This window comes from Litoribrevibacter albus, assembly GCF_030159995.1.
GTDB classification, from domain to species: domain Bacteria; phylum Pseudomonadota; class Gammaproteobacteria; order Pseudomonadales; family Litoribrevibacteraceae; genus Litoribrevibacter; species Litoribrevibacter albus.
The window spans coordinates 50,794-75,130 of the sequence record NZ_BSNM01000027.1 but is presented as its reverse complement, the minus strand read 5'-3'; the positions used below and the strand labels follow the sequence as shown (position 1 = coordinate 75,130).

25 protein-coding genes are annotated in these 24,337 nt (G+C 44.3%); 9 read left to right on the top strand and 16 right to left on the bottom strand.

All coding sequences use genetic code 11. The annotated features are described in order from the left end of the window. The first annotated feature begins 119 nt into the window (after positions 1–119). Positions 120–1,754, top strand: a complete 1,635-nt coding sequence (locus tag QQL66_RS20075; protein ID WP_284383939.1) for a methyl-accepting chemotaxis protein — start codon at positions 120–122, stop codon at positions 1,752–1,754. A gap of 124 nt (positions 1,755–1,878) precedes the next feature. On the opposite strand, the gene QQL66_RS20070 is transcribed toward QQL66_RS20075, so the two are convergent. Beyond that, positions 1,879–4,707, bottom strand: a complete 2,829-nt coding sequence (locus tag QQL66_RS20070; protein WP_284383938.1) for a S8 family serine peptidase — start codon at positions 4,705–4,707, stop codon at positions 1,879–1,881. Between the two features lie 142 nt (positions 4,708–4,849). On the opposite strand from QQL66_RS20070, the gene dtd reads away from it, so the two are divergent. Together dtd and QQL66_RS20060 are read left to right on the top strand one after the other, a co-directional pair. Continuing rightward, positions 4,850–5,287: a D-aminoacyl-tRNA deacylase gene (gene dtd / locus QQL66_RS20065; RefSeq protein ID WP_284383937.1), complete on the top strand. Its 438-nt coding sequence runs from the start codon at positions 4,850–4,852 to the stop codon at positions 5,285–5,287. A gap of 180 nt (positions 5,288–5,467) precedes the next feature. Continuing rightward, positions 5,468–5,650 (top strand): hypothetical protein, encoded by a 183-nt coding sequence (locus QQL66_RS20060; RefSeq protein ID WP_284383936.1) that lies wholly within the window; start codon positions 5,468–5,470, stop codon positions 5,648–5,650. Between the two features lie 158 nt (positions 5,651–5,808). Here the strand turns inward: QQL66_RS20060 and tatC are convergent, their stop codons facing one another. From tatC to ubiE, 7 genes are all read right to left on the bottom strand, one after another. Continuing rightward, the gene (tatC, locus tag QQL66_RS20055) at positions 5,809–6,579 is read right to left on the bottom strand and encodes a twin-arginine translocase subunit TatC (RefSeq protein ID WP_284383935.1); all 771 of its coding nucleotides are present in this window, start codon (positions 6,577–6,579) and stop codon (positions 5,809–5,811) included. Continuing rightward, positions 6,576–7,022 (bottom strand): Sec-independent protein translocase protein TatB, encoded by a 447-nt coding sequence (gene tatB, locus QQL66_RS20050; protein ID WP_284383934.1) that lies wholly within the window; start codon positions 7,020–7,022, stop codon positions 6,576–6,578. The genes tatC and tatB overlap by 4 nt, the downstream gene beginning before the upstream one ends. Before the next feature lie 41 nt (positions 7,023–7,063). Next, positions 7,064–7,288, bottom strand: coding sequence for a Sec-independent protein translocase subunit TatA (gene tatA / locus QQL66_RS20045; RefSeq protein WP_284384278.1), 225 nt, complete (start codon positions 7,286–7,288; stop codon positions 7,064–7,066). Positions 7,289–7,302: 14 nt separating this feature from the next. Next, positions 7,303–7,632, bottom strand: coding sequence for a phosphoribosyl-ATP diphosphatase (locus tag QQL66_RS20040; protein ID WP_284383933.1), 330 nt, complete (start codon positions 7,630–7,632; stop codon positions 7,303–7,305). 124 nt (positions 7,633–7,756) lie between these two features. Further along, positions 7,757–9,403 carry a ubiquinone biosynthesis regulatory protein kinase UbiB gene (ubiB, locus tag QQL66_RS20035; RefSeq protein WP_284383932.1) on the bottom strand — a complete coding sequence of 549 codons (1,647 nt, stop codon included), beginning with the start codon at positions 9,401–9,403 and terminating at the stop codon, positions 7,757–7,759. Beyond that, a complete protein-coding gene (locus tag QQL66_RS20030; protein ID WP_284383931.1) occupies positions 9,390–10,124 on the bottom strand; it encodes a ubiquinone biosynthesis accessory factor UbiJ in 735 nt (244 codons plus the stop codon). Before QQL66_RS20030 ends, ubiB begins: the two co-directional genes overlap by 14 nt. A 12-nt stretch (positions 10,125–10,136) precedes the next feature. Further along, entirely contained in the window at positions 10,137–10,889 is a 753-nt protein-coding gene (gene ubiE, locus QQL66_RS20025; protein WP_284383930.1) for a bifunctional demethylmenaquinone methyltransferase/2-methoxy-6-polyprenyl-1,4-benzoquinol methylase UbiE, read from the bottom strand. A gap of 162 nt (positions 10,890–11,051) precedes the next feature. Between ubiE and QQL66_RS20020 the strand changes: the two genes are divergently transcribed. After that, entirely contained in the window at positions 11,052–11,327 is a 276-nt protein-coding gene (locus QQL66_RS20020; RefSeq protein ID WP_284383928.1) for a polyhydroxyalkanoic acid system family protein, read from the top strand. 25 nt (positions 11,328–11,352) lie between these two features. On the opposite strand, the gene QQL66_RS20015 is transcribed toward QQL66_RS20020, so the two are convergent. From QQL66_RS20015 to QQL66_RS20005, 3 genes are all read right to left on the bottom strand, one after another. Continuing rightward, on the bottom strand, positions 11,353–12,108 hold the full coding sequence (locus tag QQL66_RS20015; RefSeq protein WP_284383926.1) for a DUF8198 family protein: 756 nt from the start codon (positions 12,106–12,108) through the stop codon (positions 11,353–11,355). A 44-nt stretch (positions 12,109–12,152) separates the two neighbouring features. Beyond that, positions 12,153–13,055, bottom strand: coding sequence for an alpha/beta hydrolase (locus QQL66_RS20010; protein ID WP_284383924.1), 903 nt, complete (start codon positions 13,053–13,055; stop codon positions 12,153–12,155). Between the two features lie 254 nt (positions 13,056–13,309). Further along, entirely contained in the window at positions 13,310–14,182 is an 873-nt protein-coding gene (locus tag QQL66_RS20005) for a tetratricopeptide repeat protein (RefSeq protein ID WP_284383923.1), read from the bottom strand. A 312-nt stretch (positions 14,183–14,494) separates the two neighbouring features. Here QQL66_RS20005 and QQL66_RS20000 point away from each other — a divergent pair, with 312 nt between their 5' ends. Both QQL66_RS20000 and QQL66_RS19995 read left to right on the top strand, forming a co-directional pair. Further along, on the top strand, positions 14,495–15,094 hold the full coding sequence (locus QQL66_RS20000) for a phasin family protein (protein WP_284383922.1): 600 nt from the start codon (positions 14,495–14,497) through the stop codon (positions 15,092–15,094). A gap of 44 nt (positions 15,095–15,138) precedes the next feature. Next, positions 15,139–16,344, top strand: a complete 1,206-nt coding sequence (locus QQL66_RS19995) for a patatin-like phospholipase family protein (RefSeq protein WP_284383921.1) — start codon at positions 15,139–15,141, stop codon at positions 16,342–16,344. A gap of 10 nt (positions 16,345–16,354) precedes the next feature. Here the strand turns inward: QQL66_RS19995 and QQL66_RS19990 are convergent, their stop codons facing one another. The 5 genes from QQL66_RS19990 to QQL66_RS19970 form a co-directional block, all read right to left on the bottom strand. Beyond that, a complete protein-coding gene (locus QQL66_RS19990) occupies positions 16,355–16,723 on the bottom strand; it encodes a gamma-butyrobetaine hydroxylase family protein (RefSeq protein ID WP_284383920.1) in 369 nt (122 codons plus the stop codon). A gap of 54 nt (positions 16,724–16,777) precedes the next feature. Further along, positions 16,778–18,127 (bottom strand): ATP-dependent protease ATPase subunit HslU, encoded by a 1,350-nt coding sequence (gene hslU / locus QQL66_RS19985; protein WP_284383919.1) that lies wholly within the window; start codon positions 18,125–18,127, stop codon positions 16,778–16,780. 32 nt (positions 18,128–18,159) lie between these two features. Further along, positions 18,160–18,684 carry an ATP-dependent protease subunit HslV gene (hslV, locus tag QQL66_RS19980; RefSeq protein ID WP_284383917.1) on the bottom strand — a complete coding sequence of 175 codons (525 nt, stop codon included), beginning with the start codon at positions 18,682–18,684 and terminating at the stop codon, positions 18,160–18,162. Positions 18,685–18,763: 79 nt separating this feature from the next. Further along, positions 18,764–19,399 carry an SPOR domain-containing protein gene (locus QQL66_RS19975; protein WP_284383916.1) on the bottom strand — a complete coding sequence of 212 codons (636 nt, stop codon included), beginning with the start codon at positions 19,397–19,399 and terminating at the stop codon, positions 18,764–18,766. Between the two features lie 58 nt (positions 19,400–19,457). Beyond that, positions 19,458–21,683 carry a primosomal protein N' gene (locus QQL66_RS19970; RefSeq protein ID WP_284383914.1) on the bottom strand — a complete coding sequence of 742 codons (2,226 nt, stop codon included), beginning with the start codon at positions 21,681–21,683 and terminating at the stop codon, positions 19,458–19,460. Positions 21,684–21,871: 188 nt separating this feature from the next. On the opposite strand from QQL66_RS19970, the gene rpmE reads away from it, so the two are divergent. The 3 genes from rpmE to QQL66_RS19955 all read left to right on the top strand — a co-directional run bounded on the left by rpmE (position 21,872) and on the right by QQL66_RS19955 (position 24,280). Further along, a complete protein-coding gene (gene rpmE, locus QQL66_RS19965) occupies positions 21,872–22,087 on the top strand; it encodes a 50S ribosomal protein L31 (protein WP_284383912.1) in 216 nt (71 codons plus the stop codon). Between the two features lie 46 nt (positions 22,088–22,133). Continuing rightward, positions 22,134–22,859: a thermonuclease family protein gene (locus QQL66_RS19960; protein WP_284383911.1), complete on the top strand. Its 726-nt coding sequence runs from the start codon at positions 22,134–22,136 to the stop codon at positions 22,857–22,859. A 158-nt stretch (positions 22,860–23,017) separates the two neighbouring features. Further along, positions 23,018–24,280, top strand: coding sequence for a malic enzyme-like NAD(P)-binding protein (locus QQL66_RS19955; RefSeq protein ID WP_284383909.1), 1,263 nt, complete (start codon positions 23,018–23,020; stop codon positions 24,278–24,280). Positions 24,281–24,337: the final 57 nt, after the last annotated feature.

The following is a 24,337-nucleotide window of genomic DNA, read 5'->3' as shown; positions in this document are numbered from 1 at the left end:
TCTATCTGTAAGGCTGTTTTAAAGTATTGAACTAAGTCAATAAAATCTGAACTTTTGAGTATCCTGCTGAAAAAAATTGGCTAGTCTTAATGGAAAGCTGAGGGTAGAGGTAGCTTTCTATGCACTTTTTAAGACAATTTAAAATCTCTCATCGACTGTGGGCACTCCCAGTCATTATAACCATAGGGTTTATCTTCTATACCCTATCGGTTTCCAGTCAATACAAAAGCCAGTTACTGGAAGATCGCTATGAAAAGACAAGGCATGTTGTTGAGTCAGCATGGCATGTGATCGATCACTTCTATAAAGATGCCCAGTCTGGTCGGATCAGTGAGTCAGATGCTAAAGAGTTGGCTATGGCGACGATTCGGGATTTAAGATACGAAGAAAATGACTATTTTTGGATTCATAGCATGGATCTAAAGATGGTCATGCATCCTATTAAGCCAGCCTTGGATGGAAAAGATGTTTCTGGTTTCAAAGATCCTGAAGGCACCTTTCTATTTGTGGATATGGTCAATGTGGTGAAAAAGTCGGGTAGCGGCTTTGTACCATATCTTTGGCCAAAACCAGGCAAAGATGAGCCGGTAGAAAAAATTTCCTATGTTAAAGGCTTTCCTGCCTGGGGATGGGTGATTGGCTCCGGTATTTATCTGGATGATGTAGAAGAGATTTTTGGTGTTGCATTCGTCCAGATGCTAATGATTGCTGCCATTGTGGTTATTTTGGCTGTTGCGATTGTGATTATGGTTACTCGGAGTATCACCAATCCTTTGGCTACCACTGCGGCGGCTTTTAAAGATATTGCCGAAGGAGAGGGGGATCTGACCAAGAGATTATCACTTGCTGGCAAAGATGAAATTACGGAATTAAGGATTTACTTCAATTCATTTGTGACCAAGATCCATGAACTGGTTGCTGATGTAAAACAGGGAGTAATTGAGCTTACGCAAGCGACCGGAAACTTGGGAGAGAACAGCACTCGATCAATAGAATGTGTTTCCCGGCAAAAGAGCGATACAGAACTGGTTGCGACGGCCGCTCAGGAGATGCATCAAGTATCTGTCAGTATGGCTGAAAATGCTTCGGATGCGGCAGAGCGAGCGCAGGCAGCAAATGACCGAACCAAGGCGGGACAGGGGGTGTTGAATGCATCCATTACCGATATAGAACAGTTAACCGATCAAATTGGTTCCGCTGTGCAAGTCATTGATAATCTGGCTAACAGTACCGATGAAATCGGCTCCGTGGTGGAAGTGATTCGTGGAATCGCTGAACAAACGAATCTGTTAGCGTTGAACGCCGCGATTGAGGCAGCTCGTGCTGGAGAACAAGGTCGAGGTTTTGCGGTAGTGGCTGATGAGGTGAGGACTTTGGCTGGACGAACACAGCAGTCTACTGAAGAAATCAATGAAATGATTAGCCGTCTTCAAGTCGGCGCTAAAGATGCGGTCAGTGCTATTGAAAGCAGTCAGAAATACACCTCGTCGACCTCTGAAAAGGCCATGGAGGCGGGAAATGCGTTAGAGGAAATTGCTCAAATGGTGGATGCAATTTTTGCTGTAAACACTCAGATCGCAAGTGCTATTGAAGAGCAAAGCAGTGTGGCGCAGGAGATTGAAGGGAGTATTACCAATATCGCTGAAACTGCTGCCAGTGCTGAAGAGATTGTTCATGAGACGGATGAGGCCGCGCACTCGATGCAGGATTTATCTGAGCGCCTGAACTCACAAGTTGGGAATTTCAAAGTCTAAACTAAAGTGCGTTACCACTTCTTGGTCTGAACCAATACATCTGCACTCAGATGTATTGGTTCAGTTGGGTACTCCAGGAAGTGATAAAGCGTTTATTGTTGCCTGTGCTCTTAGTCTAAATTGTTTATTGCTTTACAACGGATGGAGTGGAAACGGTTGTTGTGTTGATATTTCTGGGTATATGAAACAGTGGAGTCGCGGCATCACTATCTCTTGTGTTAGAACTAGCGCTAGCCGAAATCGAATTCTCGAAACTGACCGTAAAATCAATACCGGCCCGATCTGATGAGTCAATGCTTACCATAGATTTTTGCCCTAGTGTTGGGTAAGCGCCACAACTGTCACCTTGATCACAAATAAAGTTGTCGGCATTAAAATCGCTACCAGCTATCACGTGATATTCCCCAGGTTCGAGGTTTTCAATGGTGTAGCTATAGACACCGTTGTCACTGCTGGCCTCGGTAAAACCTAGAGTTTCATCGTTTTCAGGGTTGATGGCCAGTATGTAGATATACCCTGCATCGGCTGTATTAGGTGTAGTCGTAACTTGCATGGATACATTCAGGGTTTCTTGGAGACTGGTCATATCTTCAGTGTTGGTTGCATCAAAGACAATGGATGCGTTATATAAGCCATCTGCCAGAGAGTTGCGGTCAATGGATACCTGATAACTACCAAACCCTTTCCCATCAATAGTATCTTCTGTGATGTTTAACCAGCTTTCTGAAGGGATAGTACTGTTAATGGTTAAGTCTCCGCCAGAGCTGTCAGTTACAGTTATGTTCAAGTTATCACTGAAGCTGCCAAAGTTTAGTGAGTTACTTGAAAGAACTATGTTCGCAGAAGCGTTTAACGCACCTGTAGCTGCAAGCATGGCTTTTCGGGCGTTAATCAATCCGTAGCCAAAAACGTCGTCTTTGCCGGGTGTGCCTAAATCATCGGTTAAATCGCCACTTTGAAGTAAGGTGTTAAATTGGGCGACTGTTAGGTTGCTGTTGGCTGATTTCATGAGGGCAGCAACGCCAGCTACATGAGGAGAAGCCATAGAAGTGCCCTCAGAATAACCATAACGGTATTGGATTCCTCCACTTGAATCATCCCCAATGGTACTAAGGACACCATCCGGATAGCCATCCCTGTTCAAATCAGAGGTAAAGTCCCCACCTGGTGCAGCTATATCTACTGTGCTACCAAAATTTGAGTAGGGCGCTTTCTGATTATTGATAGTAGTGGCGCTCACCGAAATTACATTGTTGTAGGCGGCTGGGTAGTCCGGAGTGGATGTATTGTCATTTCCTGCGGCAGCAACGACCAATATGTCCATCGCAGCAAGTGTGTCGTATATTTCTTGTTCAGCCAGAGAGGAGCTTGGAGATCCAAGGCTAAGGTTAATAATGTTTGCCGGTTGTGCTGGAGTGGTTCCTGAATTGTTAGATAAGCCTGCCGCATAACGTAGACTCTGAATAATGTCTGCAGATGTACCCGCTCCATTTCTGCCTAGAACACGTAAGGGCATAATTCTTACACCGCCTGCAACTCCTGCTACACCTGTAGCGTTATTGGTTGCTGCTGCGATAGTTCCTGCAACGTGAGTGCCGTGGAAGTTACTGCTATTATCGGGATTGGATTTATCTCCAGGGTCGTTCGGATCGTTATCTATACCATTACCATCCAAAGAAAAAGCTGGGTCACTTATAAAGTCATAACCAGAAACAAGTTGCCCTTGTAGATCAGGGTGATCCAGAAGGACACCAGTATCAATAACAGCAACAATGACAGAGTTGCTGCCTGTTTCTAGATCCAGAGCTTCTTCTAGTTTTATGTTGTTGTAGTGCCATTGTGCGTTAAAGAGCTCATCATTTGGTGTGAAAAATGCCTTTCGGTAGTAGTTGGGCTCGGCGTATTGGTAATTACCTGAGTTATTCAGTGCTTTAATCCACAATAATGTGTCAATTTTGATTTTTTGTTCTGTTGTCCAGTTACCAGTAAGTGTGTTCGGGTGTTGAGTGTTGTTAGACGATGCAGATACTTCACCAAAAGTCGACGGCATTTTTAACGTACCAATGTCGGGAATGGAAACGGAAGAAGCTGTAACTACATTTTTCTTATTCCGGTAAAGGGCTTCGCCTGGCACGAACTCTGAGGATAGGGTTTTCGATACTTGGGATGCAGTGCTACCACCAGCTTTCAATAGATAGTTGGCGCTGTTGCTGGCTGCTCTAACCTCTATGTAGTAGGTGCCTGATTGGGTAACGGTTAAACTTTCAGAGGCTTCATTACCAAGGGCTGAGTCAACTCCGTTCTCATTTTCATCGTAAAGGTAGAGATCTAAATCTGGATTCTGATTTTCGTTATTTTGATATTCATAAGTTGTCAGGTTGATGGTTTCGTTTGCTGAGAGTTCTATACGATAGAAGTCACTGATATCAGTTGAACCTACATTCGAATCTGCATTTACATAACCACCGACATTTGTTGGCGTTGGTAATAATTGTGCGGTAGCAAAGTTATTGTTGCTGGTGTTCATATTCGGATCAGCGGTATCCGAATCTGCCACTGATGTTTGTGGTGCGCTAATAGTGCCTGAAATTGAATGGACAAGGGATGGATCAAGAGCTGTAACCTGTTCCGTCGAAATATCGATATTTGAAGCTTTTGATGCCACTAATCGAATAGTGTACTTGCCGGGTTCAGTATAGGTTTTCGATACTCTGGCACCTAATCCTGTTGTGCCATCACCGAAGGTCCAGCTATAACTAGTAGCCCCGGTAGATGAGGAAGCATCGACAGTTACGGTAAAAGGAACCGTACCTCTGTAGGAGGAAACGCTAAATGAAGCACTCAGTTCTTCTGATGTGATTGATGGTGTGGAGCTGGAGTTACTACTGCCACCGCCTCCGCCACAGCTGATAAGTGATAGGGATGTTATTATTATAATTAGTAAACGAATCAAAGGAATACCTCACAAAAGAATTGAATCCATCCAAAACACTCTTATTGTTACCTATTCTGTATGAAGTATAAAAGACCTATCTGCATAAATTGTGTAAAAATAGTGGCTTTTAAGACGTTATTAGTAAGGTTTTGAGTCATTCATGAAAGGATTAATACAGCGAGTTAGTAAGGCCAGTGTGACTGTTGATGGAGTCGTGACTGGGGCAATTGATCATGGAATTCTATTGTTGCTGGGTGTGGAAAAGGATGATGATCAAGCGTCTGCTGAGAAATTACTGAAGAAGGTACTGGGCTATCGTATCTTTTCTGACTCGGAAGGAAAGATGAATTTGAACCTGCAACAGGTCGGTGGTGGTTTGTTGGTGGTTTCTCAGTTTACGTTGGTCGCTGATACCAAAAAAGGGACTCGCCCTGGTTTCAGTAAAGGAGCTACACCTGAGCAAGGGGAAGCCTTATATGACTATTTTGTGAAGCAAGCTCATATACAGCATCCGCTCGTTGAGATCGGCCGGTTTGGTGCAGATATGAAAGTTGAACTGTTGAATGATGGGCCTGTTACTTTCCTCCTTGAAGTTTAATCCCTACTTTTTGGATGTATTTATTGATCTATGCCGTTAAATAAAGCAATACAACTGGTCATTGGCTAAGCTTTTTGGGTACAATGCCCAGCAAATTTTTAATGTACTTGGTTTGAACGTGCAGTGATGGCAGGTTTCAAAGGTACTTGGTTTAACTGCACTCAGTAGAGGATATCGTCAATGGACGCTAAATTGTTGGCTGAACTCAAAGAAAATGCCGAAGCAATCAAGTTTGGTCTTTTCCGTATGGGTAAAAATCGTGTTGCTGCAATGTCAACTCACGTTCACAAAGAAGTGGTTGAGGATCTTGAGCAGCGTGCAGCTAAGCTTCTTGCTGACATCGAGAAACTATCTGCTGAGTAATCTACTCTCCAGAGTAAAAAAAGCGCCTTGAGGCGCTTTTTTTATGTCTGTTATTTCTGCATTTACTTGTCGTGAGTGACTATCAGGAGTTCAGGGATTTCATCTGTATAGCGGTTCTGATTCGTGCTCTGCTTAATGCCCTGATGTGAGTACTCTGATTATTGCTCTGCGGTTTTTTCATCAGGTTGGTCGACTAAGCGTCCGAATAATAAACCAACTTCAAAGAGCAGCCACATAGGAACGGCCAGTAAGGTTTGAGAGATAACATCCGGCGGGGTAATTAACATGCCTACGGTAAAGCACCCTACGATCACATATGGTCTTTTCTCGCTGATGCTTTTTACATTGCTTAAACCGGCTGCAATCAATAAGAAGGTCGCAATGGGAATTTCAAAGGCGACACCAAAGGCAAAGAACAGTTTAAGGACGAAGTCCAGATAGCGGTTGATGTCTGTCATCACTGCAACGCCTTCAGGCCCTACACTGGTAAAGAAACCGAAGATAATAGGGAACACAACATAGTAGGCAAATGCCATACCGCTGTAGAACAGAAAGACACTGGAAACTAACAGCGGAACAGCAAATTTCTTTTCATGTTTATATAGCCCGGGTGCTATGAAGCTCCACGCCTGGTGCAAAATGAAAGGCACTGATAAGAAGATGGCGCTCATCAGAGTTAACTTAAACGGCGTTAAAAACGGAGAGGCGACTTCCGTGGCGATCATGCTGGTGCCTTCGGGAAGGAAACGTCTCAATGGTTCTGAAATAAATAGATAGAGTTCATTAGACCACGAATAGAGTCCAACAAAGATCACTAGAATGATAAGCACAGAGCGTAGTAGGCGGTCACGTAGCTCGGTCAAATGAGAAATCAACGGCTGGCTGTTATCGCTCACCTGAGTGTCATTCGGAAGGTTTTGATCGGTCATGATTTATTAGGATCTTGAACTAAAGCACCGTCGGAAGAGGGTGTGGCTTCGATATTGTTGTCTGATGAAGTTAGGTCAGCGTTTTCATTGTTAGCCTGATCTGTTGACTCAGGTGTTGCTGGTTGACTCGGATCGATGGCTTCACGTTGGATGCCTTCTCTGATCTTACGTTCTTGCTCCAGAATGCGTTCGTTATACGCATCAATATCAAAGCTGTTGTTTAGTGTTTGTTGAACGCTATTGGTTTCGTCCTGAATGCGTTTTCGTAATTCTTCCGCTTCCAGCTCGCGATTAATTTCAGTCTGAATACCATTCCAGCTGGCCCGGATTTTACCAAGTATAAAGCCGACTTTCTGAACAGCACCGGGCAAACGCTCAGGTCCAAGAACCAGTAGTGCGATGACTAAAACAATAAATAGCTCGGAGAAACCAATATCAAACATAGAGGCTAACTACCTTCATTTAAGTGCAGAGCAGCCAAGTATTAGTGCTTGGTTTCTTCTTTCTGAGTTGTTGCGTTGACGGTTGTTTCAGCGTCTTTCTTTTCGATGCTCTTTGCTTCGTCTTCGCCATCTTTCATTGCGCCTTTGAAGCCTTTGATCGCACCGCCTAAATCAGAACCGATGTTACGAAGTTTTTTCGTTCCAAACAGTAAAACCACAATGCCCAGGATGATGACTAATTGCCAAATGCTAATGCCAGCCATAATAATTTACCTCTAACTTATTTGTTTCTGTTCGCTTTTTCTTCCAAACCGGAAAGACCAAAGCGACGTTCTAATTCGTTTAATACTTCATTCACATCAATATTCAAGTGACTGAGCATGACCATCGAATGAAACCAAAGATCAGCCGTTTCATATACCAGGTCTGAATGATCTTTGCCTGGTTCTACATCTTTTGCAGCAAGGATGGTTTCAGTGGCTTCTTCACCTATTTTTTCAAGGATTTTGTTAAGCCCTTTACTATGTAGTTTAGCTACATAAGAAGAATCGGGAGAGGCTGATTTGCGCTCCTCTAGTACCTGCTGTAGAGATGTTAATACGTCGCTCATAGAGAATAAGTTACTTCAAGAATATGAAAGAATGGAGTTGGTTATTTATGGTGACCACTTTAATGGGTTTATCTAGGGATGTCTATCATGGAGCTGAGGATAACATCCCTGTTGTTGATGCATATCAGTAGCGTTTAAGTGCTAATAAATAAACACCACTGATCAACAATGCAGCGGTCGGGAAATTGATGTTTTGAATCAACAGGCTGGCCTCAGGTACGTTTAATGCGCCGGCAGTGGCCAGAAGCACTCCACCCAAAACACGATAGCGCTTGGCGCTTTCCTGATTTCGTAGTTCGGATTGCAGTTGTTGGATGTGTTGACTTTGTTCAACCCGGTGTTGTTCAACTGACTGCAATTGTGTGATTGCATGGAACATCAGTTGCGGTAATTGTCGTGTCTGCTCGGCCCAATCAGCGGCATGCAGCTGAATGTTTTTCAAAACATTCGGTGGAGCAACTCGATTTTTCATCCAGCCTTCCAGGTAAGGAAGGGCGGTTTGCCATAAGTCCAGTTCTGGATACAGCTGCCGGCCCAGGCCTTCAATGTTTAGCAATGTTTTCTGAAGCAGAACCAGTTGAGGCTGAACTTCCATATCAAAACGTCGAGCTACCTGGAAAAGGCGCAGTAAGAAGTGACCGAAGCTGATCTCACTAAGGGGCTTTTCAAAAATCGGTTCACAAACACTTCGAATGGCAGCTTCAAACTCGTTGACTCGGGTGTGCTTAGGAATCCAGCCTGAATCAATGTGGAGTTGAGCGACTTGTCGATAATCCCGATTAAAGAAAGCCAGTAAATTACGCGCCAAATAGATCTGATCATTTTCAGTTAATGAGCCAACGATGCCGAAATCAACCGCAATGTACTGTGGTGATTGTGGATGCTGACGGGATACGAAAATGTTTCCTGGATGCATATCCGCATGAAAGAAGCTGTCACGGAAGACCTGAGTGAAGAAAATTTCAACACCGCGTTCCGCCAGAATTTTCATGTTGGTTTTTTGCGCGGCTAGTTGTTCTACGTCGGCTACAGGGATACCTGAAATTCGTTCCATCACCAGAACGCTGGTGCGGGTGTAATCCCAATATATTTTAGGAACGTAAAGAAGGTCTGAGTTCTCAAAATTACGACGCAACTGGGAACCGTTGGCAGCTTCTTTCTGCAGATCCAACTCATCGTAAATGGTGTGTTCGTAATCGTCGACGATTTGTTTTGGGTGAAGTCGCTTGCCTTCCGACCAGTATTTTTCAAGTAATTCGGCCAGCAGTTTCATAACTGCAATGTCTTTGCGAATCGTCGGCGCTAAATTAGGACGAATAACTTTCACAACAACGTCTTCGCCGGTTTTTAACTTGGCGGTATGTACTTGTGCTACTGAGGCCGAGGCCAGGGTGTCTTCACTGAATTCATCAAAAATACTTTCGATCTTGGTCTTTAAAGATCTCTCAATGATGGATTTGGCCGTTGTAGATGAAAACGGAGGGACTCTGTCTTGCAGGAGTTTTAATTCTTCTGCAATGTCATCGGGAAGAAGATCGCGTCGAGTGGATAGAATTTGTCCGAACTTAATGAAAATAGGACCAAGTTCTTGAAGCGCCAAACGTATACGTTCACCTCTGGAGAGCTTCTTCGGAACAGGACGCAAATGCCAAGGGGCCAAAACCAATAAGATTTGAAGATACCAAGGCAGTAAGGTGAGGGGTATAAGCTGATCTAAACGATATTTGCTGATAACCCAGATGATCACCAAAATTCGTTTAAGACTGGTCACCTATATCTCCTTGATTATTTGAATGTTCTTGTGAAGGTTTTTGTGGTCGGTGTTGACCTGTATCGTTTTGATCAGGACAGCTTTGATTCGGACTGCTTTGATTTGTATCGCGAACCTTTTCCAAGGCTTGGAGTTTTGCGGCTAGACGATCCGCAGCCAATCGAACTTCAGTGACTTGTTCACAGTAATAATCTACTTCACTGGCGTGAGGTAAAGTTCTGAGTTCGTGATGAATATATTCTTCGAGATTGGCTGTCATGCTTTGATGTGTTGCTTTTAGCCATTTTCCAGAGGAGCGTACGCCTTGACCAATCTGGTGAGCGATGATGTCCCCTGTAAGTTTCGATAATAAGTATTCCCAATCGATGGATAGGCCCATTGCTATCGTCATCAATTTCTGAGCGAGATGCTCATCACCATCCATTCGGATACGGCTACTGAAGAGAGCACTATTGTGATCATCGGCTAAGGCTAGCTGCAAAAAGTCGAAGCTGGCTCCGGTAATGGTCAACTCAGGCACGCACTCGTATTGATTCATCAGACGAATGCTGTCTTCCTGAAATAACCCATAAATCGTGATCTTGGGCTGTTTCAGGCAAAAGGCAATAACCTTTCCTTCGAGCTTGGAAAGTCTGCCTTGAGTAATAGGATCTTGTTTGATGGCTTGGTTAATAAGCCCTTCCATCAATGCAAGTGTCGCCGTAGAGACCATTTGGAACATAGATGTGAAGACCTACGGTTTGATTCCTTTGTGAAGCGCAACGATACCACCTGTCATGTTGTGGTAATCGCAACGCACAAAGCCCGCGTCTTTCATCATGTCTTTCAGTGTTTCCTGATCTGGATGCATGCGAATGGATTCAGCTAAATATTGATAGCTTTCTGCGTCGCCAGCAACCAACTGACCCATTTTAGGCAGTAGGCTGAAAGAGTAGGTATCGTACATTTTTTCCAACAACGGATTGGTAGGCTTCGAGAACTCGAGCACTAATAGACGTCCACCTGGCTTAAGTACTCGCAACATTGAACGAAGCGCTTTGTCTTTATCCGTAACATTTCGAAGGCCAAAGGCGATCGTGATCAGGTCAAACGAATTGTCTTCAAAAGGTAAACATTCGGCATTAGCCTGAACGTATTCTATGTTGTTGGTCAGGCCCAGGTTGGTTAGACGCTCGCGACCTACTTCCAACATTGAACTGTTGATGTCAGCCAGGATAACTTGTCCTTCGCTGCCAACTAATTTGGAAAACTGCTTGGTAAGGTCGCCAGTACCGCCAGCAATGTCCAACACGCGTTGACCTTTGCGTACCGCACTTAGGTCGATGGTGAAGCGTTTCCATAACCTGTGGACACCACCTGACATTAAGTCGTTCATAATGTCGTATTTACTGGCCACTGAATGGAATACGTCGGCTACTTTGCTTGCTTTTTCATTAACGGGCACTTGCTGAAAGCCAAAGTGCGTAGTTTTATCGTGTTCAGTCATAGATCGTTGCTTTCGTTGTCCGAAAGTTATCCTGTGGAAACGTTAAATTCGGGCTATTCTAACCTTGATTGGAGGGGTTTGTCTTTTGATAAAGGTCAATTTGTTGAAAACCCCTGCTTTAGGGTAGAATGCTCCGCCTTTAATCCTCGTTGGTTTAGTGGTATGGCTAAAATAAGTGTAAAGAAAGATCATAACTTGGGCCTTGAGCAAGCGCTTAAAGATGCTGAACAACTTGCGTTGATGCTGGCAGATCGCTTTGATGCCAAGTATGAATGGAAAGGCAATAAGCTCGTATTTCATCGTACCGGCGTGAAAGGTTTTCTGGATGTGACAGAAACTACGTTGGAAATTCACGTTGAATTAGCGTTACTTATGAGACCGTTTAAAGCCGTCGTAGAACGTGAAATTCATAACTATCTAGAGAAAGAGCTTCGTTAGACGCTCTTTTCTTGGGCTCTCTGTGTTAGTCAATTTTTATATCGAACGGGTTACTTTTTCCCTGATTTAAGTTGTCTAGCACTTGTCCTTCCCGCTGCACAATTATCTCCATAAACTCTTCAGCGCCTCCCAGTGCTTTGAATGTATTGAATCCTCGCTCCAGAAAATCATGAAGGTTTCCAAGACCTTTTTTGTGTGCGGGCTTTCGAATGAGTTTTAAAGTTAGGGAAATAAATGGGAAGCGTACCAAGTGATCGAGGTCGTGACCAATTTGTTCAATCAAATTGAGTTGTCGATGCCTCAGCTCTGTGGCATTGGCTTTCAGATACGCAGTAACGTAACTTTCTTCTGTAATCAGAGATGCGCAAATGGCTTTTTCTGGGTGATCAATAAATAGAAAGTTAGCCAGCTGTTGGTCTAATTCCGCTGAGAGAATATTCAATTCGATGGCATTGGCTACCGTTTCTAGTGTGTCATCGGGCAGTAGTTTTACTAAGGTTGGAAACACACGTTCCAGGTCTCTGTCTCTTTGAATGGCTGTAGGGGATAGATAGAGCTCATCCACAAAGTAGTGGGCTGCTGCTTGATAGCGGTCGGAAAGAAAGAGATCTTGGTGAGTATTTCGAAGGCGATCTGTTTGCCACACCATTAAATGCTGTAATGCCAGCTGTTGATGTTTTGGTGGTTCTTGGTTGTGACGTGACCGGTTTTGAATCAAAAGCTGGCGAAGGTTTTCTCCGTGCTTTCCGGATACTGGTTTCGCCAACTTGTCCTTAATCATACTGCTCAATCACTCAATAGGGCTGCTAAATGTGTGAGCTAACCCTACTGAAGTGAGAGTGGAATCGTCAAGGGGGGAAGCCATGAAGAGTTATCCAAACTAATAAAATGGCTTGTGTCTTTGGTTTCCACGATTCGTATGTTGTTGGGAGATTTTAACGCACTGGCCAGCATATGCTCTTTACAAAGAATGCGGTCTCTTTCCGGAATCAGAATGGTGCCGCGTTTGATGTGCTGGTAAATGTCTGTTGGTGCGTTATCCATCCAGGTTTCAATGGAATGGATATTGTTAATGATCGTCATCGCATTTTGAGGGTTCTTAAACAAATGCTCTAGCAGTTGTTTTTTGCGACCATGAGTTTCACCAAAGAACGTTTGGGAGTACGTCGATAATGGGGTCTTCTCCAATAGTCGTAGCGCCCAGGGCCACATTCTTGGTGACATGTTGTCGATCAGTGCCTTTGGAATTGGATGAATTTTTCCCTGAGGAAGAACGGGCGCTTCAAGAAGAATTTCCGCGTCCTTAAATAATTCCGGTTTTTGGCGAACCGCTTCTAGGATAACGCCGCCGCCTCGAGAGTGACCGTGAATACGAACATTTTTTGAACTGGCAAGACGTTCCATTGCTTGAACCAGGATGGAAGCGTCATATTCAATCGATGACTCAGGGTATTCCGGATGATCAAACCAGTCTGCGTGGGTGTGCTCTGGTCCTGTCACTGGAATGTGGTAGTTGCTGCATGTGAGCAAAATGAGTTCAATGTCTGATTGAGAGTATGTTTCCGTAAAATAACAGTGATTCTCTAGAAAACCGTGTACACCGATGACGGTGTGTTTGGCGATGCCACTGTGGTTTCTAACCGAGACAGCTGCCTTTCCGCACAGATAAACATCTCCGCTGAAAAGCTCCTGATAACTTTGTTGAATTGGCTCAATAAGTTTATGCATATGGCTCATATCCACCATAAAACGGACACCTTCACTGACTTTTGTTAGGCTGAGCTATTGGTGCTCAATTGTATTTATCATTTTAGTCAGTACTTTATGCCACAATATTAGAATTCGTCCTAGGTGCTAGAAACGCATTGTTGTAAATCTTAGCACAATGTTACATATGCGAGATTTAAAAGCATCCCTGTGACGCGTGATGGCAGGTTAATGTCACGTTTCCATAATCATGGAGTCAGGCCGAGGTGCAACCTCTAACTGGCAATGGCTTCAAGCTCATCCAGAGCATTTTGTTGATCAAGACGTTCCATGGCATCTGCGATGTCACTGTTTGCTGCTTTTTCGTAGAGCTGTTTGGCGTCTTTTAATTTGGATGGCCCAAACATCATAAGTAAGCCGTCCGCATATTGAGTGTAGGCAATAGGAAAGTCTGGGGCCACTCGAATTGCATGTCTAAAGTGTTTTAAGCCTGAATCTTTGTTGGCTCCGTAGGAAACACTGGCAACCAATTTACCCACCTGATTGATGATTTCTGCATGGTAAGTGCCAAAAGCAATGTGTGCTTCAGCATGATCCGGTGCGAGCTCAATGGTTTTTTCCAGGCTCTTCCTGACTTCTTTTCCGTAGCCTTTTGCCAATGCCTTGGTGATCGATATGCCTTGACTGTATCGACCTAACGCATAAGCCCGGTTGTAGTGTGCATCCGGGTGATTTGGCATAACTTCGATGGCGTGATCCGCAAGCTTAATGGCTTCCTGGAAGATTTGAAGTTTGGTTTCATGGTCTGTTTCTAGATGTGTGGCGTAGATAGCCATGGACTTCGATGCGAGGTTGAGTCCTAGTAATCCAGAGGCGAGAGCTAACTGGGTTGCCTGCTGATAATTTCCTTGATGGAAATGTAGCCAGCCCTGGATTAGCATGCCTGAAAGCTCGGTCAGGGAGTTGTTACCCAGAGAGGCAGCGATGATCGGGTATTCTGCAATGATCTCTTCTAAAGCCTGAAGCGAGGGAAAAACCTCTGAATTGCCTATGTGTAATCTTGTCCATTGTGAGTTTAATGTTTGAGCGGTTAACTCGAGGGGAGTCAGATGGTAAGAAATCCAGGTGCTTTTAAGTAATTCGTTCATCAGAAGTATCAGTGCTACGTATTTTTATTATGTAAGTAGTCATCAATAGGCCATTGTGAGTAATTAATGCGAGTAACCTGTGGCCTTTATTGATGGTTTCAAGAATAGATGTTTGTCTTTATGAAGGGAATACCTTCCCTTGAATACTTTAATACATTCAGATCTTTAGTATGCATATTCTAATTGGCATTGATAGCTTTAGCGTAGGATTGGCGGTGCTCGTTTCTAGCAGTGGTAAAAACCATGTGTTTCGGGTTCTGCATTTGAACTGCTGTAAGGCAGTAAGTATTGAATCGCAAAGGGTTTATGACTATGGGTAAGCTAAAAGACGCTGCTGAAGCAACAGACAATCGTATGAAGGCGCTTTCTGAAACTAAAATCGCGCAAGATATTAAAAAATACACGAACCAAATTTGGTTAGCTGGTCTTGGTGCGTTCAGTAAGGCTGATGGCGAAGGCAATAAGTATTTTGATGCCTTGGTGACAGCGGGTAAAGAAATCGAAGAGCGCGGTCGTGAAGGTGTTATGCGTCAGGTCGAGTACGCAAACACACGCGTAGAAGGTGTTAAAAACGACGTTATTCAGCGCGCGGAAGATGTGCGTGAGCGTGCAAACAATACCTGGGATAAAGTTGAGCGTGTATTCGATGAGCGTGTTCAACGTGCATTGACTCGTCTAGGTATCCCATCAAAAGCAGATATTGATGCTCTTAAAGCTGAAGTTGAGTCTTTGAAAAAGAACATTGAGACGTTGAAGAAGGCGAAAGCACCGACACGCTCTACAGCGGCTAAGAAAACAACTGCTGATGCAGAGAAACCTGCTGCAAAGAAGGCGACAACCGCTGCGGCTAAAAAGCCGGCCACTCGTAAGCGCACAACGTCTGCTAAAACCACTGCAACAAAAGCAGAATAATGCTTTAATTACAGCTTGTTAACTTAGTATTAGAGAGATAACGAGTGATTAAACCAACCCCTGCTAATCAGAAAGAGTTTAAGATTGGTCTGGCTTTGGGAGGGGGTGGTCCTCTCAGTGGTATCTATGAAATTGGTGCTTTGCGAGCCTTGGATGAGTGTCTCGATGGCATCAATTTCAACGATATTGATGTGTATGTCGGTGTAAGTAGCGGCGCTTTAATTGCTGCTAACCTGGCAAATCAAATCACTACGGCCCAAATGTGTCGTATCTTTATTATTAACGAGCCTCATGGGCATCCGTTTCATCCTCAAGTTTTCTTCCAGCCTGCTTTCAAAGAATACGCTAAAGGCTTACTGAAAATCCCTTCGATCATTAGTAAAAAAGTGGCTCATATGTTGTCCCGTCCTGGGGATCAATCCATTCTTGAGGCGTTTACTGCGTTGATTGAAGCCTTACCAAATGGCGTGTTCTCCAATGAGGTGTTGGCTGAGTATCTGAGTGTGCTGTACGACGGGCATGGTCGCACGGACGATTTTCGTGAATTACGACGAAAGCTATTTTTAGTGGCTGCTGATCTGGATTCCGGTGATGCCGTTCGGTTTGGTGAAGAAGGATATGATCACATTCCTATCTCCAAGGCGGTGCAGGCCAGTGTTGCTTGTCCGGGGTTTTATACGCCGGTAGAAATCGAAGGTCATTACTACGCTGATGGTACTTTGCTTAAAGCGATGCATGCCTCTGTTGCTTTGGATCAGGGCGCGGACTTGGTGATTGGTTTGAATCCACTGGTGCCAATTGATACTGAAGCAGCTTCTGATTGTGGCAGTATGGAATCCAAATCGCTCCGTGATGGTGGTTTGACGGCAGTGTTGGGGCAGACCTTAAGAACCTTTATCCATTCACGGGTTGAGCTGGGGATGTCTGCGTATGAAGAGCAGTATCCATCGTCGGACATTGTGTTGGTTCAGCCTCGCCGTGATGACGCAACTATGTTGTTATCGAGTGTGTTCAGTTTTGAGGGGCGACAAAAAGTCTGTGAGCATGCCTATCAGATGACACGACAAGACTTGCTTGAGCGTTATGATGAGTTGGCGCCAATTTTTGAGCGTTATGGCATTAAGCTAAATAAATCGGTGTTAGAAGATGCGGGTCGTAGCTTCCAGGATAAACTTTACGGCACGTTTGGGTACCATTCTTCCGAGCAAATGGGAATGATTCGCCAACTCTATAACTGGATTGCTGGTTAAACAGACGTTCTTAGCCTTTAAAAAAGACCTTGGGTTCTCGTTGGGCTCCGGCCGCTTCTAGATCGGATAAGTACTTATGCCAGTAGCTTGCCTGATTTTCTGCGAGATCTCTAAGGTAATCCCAGGTGTAAAGCCCTGAATCGTGTCCGTCATCAAATGTGAACTTCAGTGCGTAGTTGCCTGTAGGCTCGATGCCTTCTATAGAAACGTCTTTCTTTTCCACCTGTAAAATGGCTTCTTGAGGTCCATGACCTCGAACTTCGGCGGACGGGGAGTGAACTCTCAGATATTCGGCGGACAGTTCAAATTCCTGATCGGGGTATTTCAGGATTAGGGTCTTACTGTTCTTTTTGTACTGGATATTGGTAGGGCGTTGCATGAGCTGCTCCATCCCCTCATTAATCCCTTTGGATTAATGAGGGAGGATGTATGGTTATAGGATGTAACGGCTTAGATCTTCATCTTGAGCTAATTCACCCAGCGAGTTATTAACGTACGTGGCGTCGATCTTAAGAGGGCTGTCGCTGTGTTTATCGCTTAAATCGGTCGCGTCGAACGAGATTTCTTCAAGCAGTCTTTCCATTACAGTATGCAGGCGGCGAGCACCGATGTTTTCAGTTTTCTCATTAACCTGCCATGCCACTTCAGCAATACGGTGAATCCCATCGTCAGTGAACTCAATGTTCAGACCTTCAGTTTTGAGAAGCTCTTTGTATTGAGTCGTGATAGCTGCGTTCGGCTCGACTAAGATGCGTTTGAAGTCCTCGGTTGAAAGTGCTTCCAGCTCTACACGGATAGGAAGTCGACCTTGTAACTCAGGAATCAGATCGGATGGCTTGGCTAAATGGAAAGCACCTGATGCAATGAACAGGATGTGATCGGTTTTGATCATGCCGTATTTGGTGTTGATGGTGCTGCCTTCAATCAATGGAAGAAGGTCGCGTTGAACACCTTCGCGTGATACATCGGCATTGGAGCCTTCTGAACGCTTGGCAACTTTGTCAATTTCGTCGAGGAAGACGATACCGTTTTGCTCAACTGCTTTAATGGCTTCCAGCTTTAATTCATCTTCATTGATCAGCTTGCCGGCTTCTTCATCAACCAGCATTTTGTAAGCGTCTTTCACTTTAAGTTTACGACGTTTTTTCTTATCGCCTGACAAGTTTGAGAACATGCTCTGAAGTTGGTTTGTCATCTCTTCCATGCCGGGAGGTGCCATGATTTCAACACCGACGGGCTGTTGGCTGACTTCAAGCTCGATTTCTTTGTCGTCTAGTTGGCCTTCGCGTAATTTCTTGCGGAACACTTGGCGAGTTTTAGAGTTCTCTTCGCTTTCCGGTTCATCGGTACCAAAGCCTGAGCTGCGGGCCGGTGGTAATAGTGCATCAAGGATGCGGTCTTCGGCAGCATCTTCTGCGCGATGACGAAGTTTTGTCATGGCTTGTTCGCGATGCATTTTTATCGACATGTCAGCAAGGTCGCGGACGATAGATTCCACATCGCGACCAACATAGCCTACTTCTGTGAATTTGGTTGCTTCGATTTTGATGAATGGTGCATTAGCCAGTTTCGCTAAACGGCGGGCAATTTCGGTTTTACCCACCCCTGTTGGACCAATCATTAGAATATTTTTTGGGGTTACTTCATTACGCAACTCGTCATCAAGTTGCATACGGCGCCAGCGATTACGTAACGCGATGGCTACGGCGCGTTTCGCTCCTGCTTGACCAATAATGTGTTTGTCGAGTTCATGAACGATTTCGCGAGGAGTCATGTTAGACATTATGTATTCCTGAAACTGTGATTAGCAGAAAATTAATATTCGAGGACTTCAATGGTTTGATTGTGGTTGGTGTAGACGCAAATATCGCCCGCAATCTTAAGCCCTTTTTCTACGATTTCTTGTGCTGAAAGAGAGGTGTTTTCCAGTAACGCTGTGGACGCGGCTTGAGCAAATGGGCCGCCAGAACCGATAGCAATAAGATCTTGTTCCGGTTCAATAACGTCACCGTTCCCGGTAATAATCAATGAGGAGGTATGGTCAGCTACGGCGAGTAATGCTTCTAGCTTTCTCAGTGCTCGATCTGTCCGCCAGTCTTTTGCCATATCCACAGCCGCTCGTACAAGATGACCCTGATGCATTTCGAGTTTGCTTTCGAAGCGCTCGAACAGAGTGAAGGCATCGGCGGTTCCGCCTGCGAATCCTGCCAGTACTTTGTTGTTGTAAAGTCTGCGAACTTTGCGTGCGTTGCCTTTCATTACGGTGTTGCCGAGGGACACCTGTCCATCACCACCCATAACAACCGTATTGTCTCTTCGTACTGACAAGATTGTGGTCATTTTCTATCCCTTTTCATTTATCAATAATCCCTATCTAGGGGTGGATTATTGGAAATCAAGGCTATATAGAAAATTGATGTTAATTTTTCAGGGGAACTTTCTTGACCAGCCCTTGGATATTCATGGATGCCAGTGTGTCTCTGGCTTTTTCCAGCTTTGAACGGCTTGAGAACGGGCCAACATTAACTCGGTGCCATGTGCCATTCTGAGTGTTAATGCTGTCGGTAGTGGTGTTGGTAAGGTTGTTCAGGATAAGTTGGGCGCGCATGCGTTCCGCATCTTCTTTATTTCTGAAAGACCCTGCTTGCACGATATAGAGGTATTTTTTCTTTTCGGAAGCCGGCGTTGGTGTGACGTTAACCTCTACTTCGTTTTCTTTCAGTAGTTCATAAAACTCAAAGCGAGGCGCTTCTTCTTTAATTTGCTTGACTGGCTCAATGGCTTTTTGAGTGGTTTTTGCAATGGTCTCATTAGCTTGGTCAATGACTGAACTGACTTCTGGATTGCTTTTCAGGTGTTTGAAAGCGTATTGGCCACCGAAAGCTAGGGATACGCCGAGAATAATCCAAATGATTGCAGGGACTTTTTTCTTTTGGGCAGGAGGTGGTGTGTTTCCTTTTGCTGCCTTTGCTGAGCTTGTCTTGGTTGGTTTTTTAGCTGGACTGCTTTTGGCTTTGGCGGTCTTTTTATTGGATGCAAAGTCGTGGGCTGCCATTAGAAACTCATTAGCTATTGTTTAACGATTGGGTATTTGGACAGAACAGGTTATGAAACTACCAAGTGTCTAATGGATCAACGTCTATGACCCATTTTAACTTTCTAGTGCGCGGCGTTTGAATCAGGAAGTGGTGCGCAACATTCAGATAATGGTGTAGCTGTTTTCTGTCTGGCGAAGATAACATAATCAGGTAACGATACCAATTTGATTTTCGTTCGATTGCCGCTGGCATGGTAAGAGATATTTCAACATTATCGCCGGGATGGTTTGTTTTATACGTTTTAAGAGCCTGTTCTAACGACATTAGTTGTGTGAAAGCCTTGTTGTCCATCAGGCTTTGCATTCGTATGGCTGCTTGATGGTGGTATGGCGGTAAGCCAATGTTTTTTCTATGTGTTAGCTCTTCTTTAGCGAATCCTTGATAGTCTTGTTGTTCAAAGAATTTGAGCAGAGGGTGATCTACAAAGCTGGTTTGAATAATGACTTGCCCGGGTTTATCTGCTCTGCCACTACGGCCGCCAACTTGAATAAGATTCTGGAGAAGGGTTTCTTTGGCTCTGAAGTCCTGACTGTAGAGACCATTGTCGCAGTTTAAGACAACGGTCAGTGTTAAGTTCGGGAAGTTATGGCCTTTTGCCACCATTTGGGTGCCGACCAGAATGCACGGGGAATCCTCAAGTAACTGGTTTCTTATTTTCTCCAGACTGCCTTTGTTTTGAGTGCTGTCTCTATCCATTCGGATAATCGGAAAGTCTGGGAAGGTTTGGATGAGTTCATGTTCAATGCGTTCGGTTCCATATCCTAGTGGTGATAAGTAAGGGGAGTTGCACTTAGGGCATCGCTTTGGGATTGGGTGTTTAGCTTCACAATGGTGGCAATCCATGGAATTGGTGGATTGGTGCAGGGTCAAAGCAACATCGCATTGTTCGCATTCTGCTACCCAGTGACATTGGTTGCACTGTAAGGTCGGTGCAAATCCTCGTCGGTTGATAAACACCAGTACTTGCTGCTTGCTGGCAAGTGTTGCTTTGATAGTGCTTAACGTATCCGCTGTGAATATCTGATCCGGGTTGAGTGTTGATGCATCCTGTATCTGTGTTTTAGGCAGTCTTGCGCCGGTCGCTCTTTTTGTCAGTCTTAAGTGTTGAAAGCGTTGCTGATAAGTGTTTGTTAATGTTTCTAATGAAGGTGTGGCGGACCCAAGTACTACAGGTAGTCCTCTTAATTGTGCACGCTTGATTGCAACGCTTCTCGAGTGATAACGAATCCCTTCTTGTTGTTTAAATGAGCTGTCATGCTCTTCATCTAAAATGATGCAGCCTAAATTTGGTAATGGGCAGGCCACAGCAGAGCGAGTGCCAATAATAACCATTGGCTGTGATTGTTGCGTTTGTAACCAGCGAGAAGCTCGTTCTTTGTTTGCTAAGTTTGAATGCAGCGTGATGACAGGGGTGTTCAGCTGGCTTTCGAGACGTTCTGCTAACTGAGATGTGAGGCCGATCTCTGGCACTAACAGTAATACTTGCTGACCGACGGATAAAAACGATTTACAAATATGAAGGTAAACCTCTGTTTTGCCGCTCCCTGTGATTCCTTCAAGTAAGAAACAACCAAATTGATCTTTGTGTTCTACTACGGCTTGGACAGCATTAGTTTGTTCTTGATTGAGTTTAAGAGGTGCGTTGCTTTCACTGGTGTAACTTGGTGTTGGTGGGATAAGCGTTTTCTCAATCAGTCCTTTTTTACAAAGTTCCAGCAAGGTGTTGCTTTTAATGCCTTGGGCTAGCAATGTGCTTTTCGAAGTAGGGGCATTCTCGTTTAAAAGGTTGAAGGCTTCTTGTTGTTTCTTTGCATTTTTTAATAACGATTCTGTTTGGGGGTGATTTGTGCGCAGATAGCCTTCGGTGTAGAGCGAGTTAAGTGGTTTGGCCTGTTTCAGGTAGTTAGGCAAAAATGTAAAGAGCAGTTCCCCAATGGGTTGGAAAAAGTATTGGCTTGTCCATTTGGCAATCTCTATAACTTCTGAATTGACGGTAGGTGTGTCGTCAATTACCTCATCTATAGGGTTTATTGAAAAGTCCACCTCGGGGGTGATGAGGTGTTTTTCAATAACGATACCGACTTCTGTGCTATTGCCTACGGTCACTATCACCCGAGAGCCCATAGGAATATCTTTCTTAAAGGCGTAGGTGAAGCTTTGAAATAGCGGGCGATTGATGGCGATTTCAAAGAAATACAAAGGGTTGTCGGACGTAAGTAATAAGCTGGTTTGCTCAGACATTCGCTTAGCTGCTGAATAAAGTGGATCGCTTATTATAAATAGGTTTGTTCTTTGTAAAAGGTCTGTTATTATTCCGCCTCTATTTTTCGGGTGATTTAGCCGAAAAGTGAACAACTAAATTCCATTTTGCAATACGGTGCTTGACCACAGATGATGTTCAAGTTGCGGTATTGATAGTTGAGGTCGTTATGAAAGCGGATATCCATCCTAATTATGAAGAAGTAACTATCACTTGCTCATGTGGTAATAGCTTCCAAACTCGTTCTACTCTTTGTAAAGATGTTCACTTGGACGTATGTTCAAGCTGTCACCCATTCTTTACTGGTAAGCAAAAGGTTACTGACACTGGTGGCCGTATCGATCGCTTCAAGAAGCGTTTCGGTAATCGCAGTGTTGCTAAGTAAGCTTAGCGTTACCAGAAAAAGGCGTCTGATTTCAGACGCCTTTTTTGTGTGCGTTTGTTTTTTCTTTTCTTCAGCGCTTTATGCGAGTTGTACGCCGGAGGATTTTTCGCAGTTACGTGAAGTTGATGTGGTAACTGTGTTGGATGGTGATACGTTGCGTTTGGCTGATGAGGATGTGCGCCTGGTCGGTGTGAATACCCCGGAAATGAACTATGGGAAATCAAAGAAGCCGGAGCCTTATGCGGTTGAATCTACTCAGTTTGTGAAGACGTTTGTTTCTGAGAATCGAGTATTCCTTGAAAAAGCGGGATGGGATAAGTATCAGCGTCGACTGGGGCAAATTTGGGTGGCGCTCAAAGGTGACCTGTTCTTGCTTTCGGAGTATCTTCTAAAAAATGGCTACGCGTTTCAGGTCTTTGAGTCGGAATCGCGCTATGTGTCTTGTTTAAGGCAGGCAGAGATTCAGGCAAGAGACGCGAAGAAAGGGGTTTGGGGGGCGCTTGAATTTTGGCTAAATGTGGATCGAGGTGGATTTGTATTGTGGTCCGGGCGGCTGAATCGGGTCACTAAGTCTAAGCGTTATAGTTGGTTGTCGTTTTCTGATCAGCGGGTGGTGCGAGTTCCCAATCAGTGGTTCGAACAGTTGGGCGTGAAGCGTGATTTGCAAGGCGAATTTCTTGAGGTTAGGGGGTGGGCGGTTCGTCGCGAGAAGACGCGTTTTGAGCCTTACATGCTTCCTCTAAAAAGTCCTCAGATTTTTTTAGAAAATTAACTTTCGTTAATGCGTTCAACAAACGATTTAAATTTCGACAGTTTATCCACTGATAAATGTCATATTTATAGCAATCTTCTTGATTATTGCTTGTTCAATAATCGCAATTTATATATGCTTCTCGGACTTTTTATTGTTAGAGATTGGATATATTCACAATGTCTGAAGATTTAAAACAAGCAGCTCTAGATTACCACGCAATTCCAAAGCCAGGTAAAATCAGCATAGAGCTAACCAAACCTGCTGAAACTTCACGTGATCTTTCCCTTGCATACAGCCCTGGTGTGGCTGAGCCAGTGAAGGAAATTGCGAAAAACCCAGAAGATGCTTACAAGTACACTGCAAAGGGTAACCTTGTAGCTGTAATTTCTGATGGTTCAGCAATTCTAGGTCTAGGTAACCTAGGTCCTCTAGCGTCTAAGCCTGTAATGGAAGGTAAGAGTCTTCTTTTCAAGCGTTTCGCAGGTGTTGATTCAATTGATATTGAAGTTGATTGCGAAAGCCCACAGGCGTTCATTGATACTGTTAAGCGTATTGCTGATACTTTCGGTGGTATTAACCTGGAAGATATCAAAGCACCAGAGTGTTTCGAAATTGAACGCACTTTGATTGAGCAATGCAGCATCCCAGTTTTCCATGACGATCAGCACGGTACTGCAATTGTAACAGTTGCAGGTATGCTGAACGCGCTTGAGATTCAAGGTAAGAAAATTGAAGAAGCATCAATGGTGGTTCTAGGTGCAGGTGCAGCAGCGATCTCTTGTTCTAAGCTTTTGATCTCTGCTGGCATGAAGCCGGAAAACATCTATATGCTTGACCGTAAAGGCGTAATTCACTCTGGTCGTGATGACTTGAATGAGTATAAGTCTATGTTTGCGGTTGAAACTGACAAGCGTACTCTTGATGATGCGATCGAAGGTGCTGATATCTTCTTGGGTCTTTCTGGTCCAGATCTTCTGTCAGCTGATCAGGTTAAGAAAATGGCGCCAAACCCAATTGTGTTTGCGTGTTCTAACCCGACACCTGAAATCATGCCAGAACTTGCTAATGCCGTACGTGATGACTTGATCATGTCGACTGGTCGTTCTGACTTCCCTAACCAGGTTAACAATGTATTGGGCTTCCCATTCATTTTCCGCGGTGCTCTAGACGTACGTGCTACAGCAATTAACGAAGAAATGAAGTTGGCAGCGGCTCATGCGATTGCTGGCCTTGCTAAAGAAGAAACTCCGCAAGAAGTATTAACTGCTTATGGTGTTGATTCTTTGGAATTTGGTAAGGAATACATCATTCCTAAGCCTACTGATCCACGTCTATTGGGCGCTGTATCATTGGCTGTTGCTCAAGCGGCGATCGATTCTGGAGTTGCTACTAAAGAACTTCCAGCGAACTACCCGCTTAAGTCTGTTGAAGATATCTAATTGATTAGATTGATTCTAGAGACATAAAAAAACCTCCTTCGGGAGGTTTTTTTATGT

Excerpts from the sequence above, each read along its gene's own strand:
- QQL66_RS20075 (WP_284383939.1), top strand. The coding sequence starts at position 120 with ATGCACTTTTTAAGACAATTTAAAATCTCTCATCGACTGTGGGCACTC.
- dtd (WP_284383937.1), top strand. The coding sequence starts at position 4,850 with ATGAAAGGATTAATACAGCGAGTTAGTAAGGCCAGTGTGACTGTTGAT.
- QQL66_RS20060 (WP_284383936.1), top strand. The coding sequence starts at position 5,468 with ATGGACGCTAAATTGTTGGCTGAACTCAAAGAAAATGCCGAAGCAATC.
- tatC (WP_284383935.1), bottom strand. The coding sequence starts at position 6,579 with ATGACCGATCAAAACCTTCCGAATGACACTCAGGTGAGCGATAACAGC.
- tatB (WP_284383934.1), bottom strand. The coding sequence starts at position 7,022 with ATGTTTGATATTGGTTTCTCCGAGCTATTTATTGTTTTAGTCATCGCA.
- QQL66_RS20040 (WP_284383933.1), bottom strand. The coding sequence starts at position 7,632 with ATGAGCGACGTATTAACATCTCTACAGCAGGTACTAGAGGAGCGCAAA.
- QQL66_RS20030 (WP_284383931.1), bottom strand. The coding sequence starts at position 10,124 with ATGTTCCAAATGGTCTCTACGGCGACACTTGCATTGATGGAAGGGCTT.
- ubiE (WP_284383930.1), bottom strand. The coding sequence starts at position 10,889 with ATGACTGAACACGATAAAACTACGCACTTTGGCTTTCAGCAAGTGCCC.
- QQL66_RS20020 (WP_284383928.1), top strand. The coding sequence starts at position 11,052 with ATGGCTAAAATAAGTGTAAAGAAAGATCATAACTTGGGCCTTGAGCAA.
- QQL66_RS20015 (WP_284383926.1), bottom strand. The coding sequence starts at position 12,108 with ATGATTAAGGACAAGTTGGCGAAACCAGTATCCGGAAAGCACGGAGAA.
- QQL66_RS20010 (WP_284383924.1), bottom strand. The coding sequence starts at position 13,055 with ATGCATAAACTTATTGAGCCAATTCAACAAAGTTATCAGGAGCTTTTC.
- QQL66_RS20005 (WP_284383923.1), bottom strand. The coding sequence starts at position 14,182 with ATGAACGAATTACTTAAAAGCACCTGGATTTCTTACCATCTGACTCCC.
- QQL66_RS20000 (WP_284383922.1), top strand. The coding sequence starts at position 14,495 with ATGGGTAAGCTAAAAGACGCTGCTGAAGCAACAGACAATCGTATGAAG.
- QQL66_RS19990 (WP_284383920.1), bottom strand. The coding sequence starts at position 16,723 with ATGCAACGCCCTACCAATATCCAGTACAAAAAGAACAGTAAGACCCTA.
- hslU (WP_284383919.1), bottom strand. The coding sequence starts at position 18,127 with ATGTCTAACATGACTCCTCGCGAAATCGTTCATGAACTCGACAAACAC.
- hslV (WP_284383917.1), bottom strand. The coding sequence starts at position 18,684 with ATGACCACAATCTTGTCAGTACGAAGAGACAATACGGTTGTTATGGGT.
- QQL66_RS19975 (WP_284383916.1), bottom strand. The coding sequence starts at position 19,399 with ATGGCAGCCCACGACTTTGCATCCAATAAAAAGACCGCCAAAGCCAAA.
- QQL66_RS19970 (WP_284383914.1), bottom strand. The coding sequence starts at position 21,683 with ATGTCTGAGCAAACCAGCTTATTACTTACGTCCGACAACCCTTTGTAT.
- rpmE (WP_284383912.1), top strand. The coding sequence starts at position 21,872 with ATGAAAGCGGATATCCATCCTAATTATGAAGAAGTAACTATCACTTGC.
- QQL66_RS19955 (WP_284383909.1), top strand. The coding sequence starts at position 23,018 with ATGTCTGAAGATTTAAAACAAGCAGCTCTAGATTACCACGCAATTCCA.